Origin of the sequence: Paraburkholderia humisilvae (genome assembly GCF_902859855.1) — a bacterium.
Classification (GTDB): Bacteria; Pseudomonadota; Gammaproteobacteria; order Burkholderiales; family Burkholderiaceae; genus Paraburkholderia; species Paraburkholderia humisilvae.
The window spans coordinates 1-951 of the sequence record NZ_CADIKH010000400.1 but is presented as its reverse complement, the minus strand read 5'-3'; the positions used below and the strand labels follow the sequence as shown (position 1 = coordinate 951).

General features: G+C 56.8%; 1 protein-coding gene. It reads right to left on the bottom strand.

What is annotated here, in order from left to right:
* Positions 1-445 precede the first annotated feature (445 nt).
* Entirely contained in the window at positions 446-814 is a 369-nt protein-coding gene (gene korA, locus HV796_RS42770; RefSeq protein WP_175233618.1) for a KorA family transcriptional regulator, read from the bottom strand.
* Positions 815-951 lie beyond the last annotated feature (137 nt).

The following is a 951-nucleotide window of genomic DNA, read 5'->3' as shown; positions in this document are numbered from 1 at the left end:
ACCTGCTTCGCCCCATCTGCGCACATACCTCAGCACACAACTGAGAACCGGGCTGCATCATGCACTCACGCGAATGTCGTTTCAACCATGGCCAGCGCGAGGTGCTTACCACTGTGCACGGTGGACGCATAGGCGTGTTCGAGATGAAGCGGTCGGTTCGCGTCAAGCTCACGCAACCGCGCAGGGGCTTGCCGTCGCGCTGTTCGACGGACTCCAGCCTGACAGTCGTGCCGATCACGCCAATGATACGTATGCGGTCGTCTCCGTTCGTGAAGTCGAGCGGGGGATCGTTACGATTGATCCTCACCGTGTCATCAATCGATGGCTCGAATCGCTCTAGGTTTGAACACACTCGGCCGTGCAGTCGATGTCTTGATTCTCGCAACGAGCCCAAATTACATCGGTTTACTGAAGCAGGCCTATCGGGACGTTAGAATATTTTTGATCAACGACGTCGTGCGGGAGATGGCCGGGCACGCGACCTCCGGGCGCGTTGCGGTTGTGCAAACTGTTCTGTGGCGAAGGTTTGGGATTCCCACTCGAGCGATGACAGTGACAGGGAGCATTCGTCGAGGCCGAGCCGCATGTCAATCCATTCAACGAGTGGCCTGACATCGGACCAGGTTCTGGGCTCAAAGGAATTCTTGAGGCGAATAGAGAATGTATGGATCTCGCCAGTCTCGGTCCTTGCATCAATCAGTGGAAGCCAGTCGCGCTTCCCGACGCGGTGTATCACCGCGCGCGCCACATTCCGATCGTGCAAAAAACTTTCGAGCTGGCTTTGCAGCGCCAGATACACCTTCTGCTTCCTCATATGTGTTTGCTCCGAGGGACATAAAATAGGGACGGTGTTCAAAACAGTCGAGCGGGCTGATGTTCAAGGGGAGCATAGCCTGGCGGAATGAGCGCATGAAACACGCCGACCTGCCCCTTGAGCTGGGTAACCGGCGC

What these genes read in the sequence shown, in the direction of transcription:
- korA (WP_175233618.1), bottom strand. Translation starts at nt 814, where the DNA reads ATGAGGAAGCAGAAGGTGTATCTGGCGCTGCAAAGCCAGCTCGAAAGT.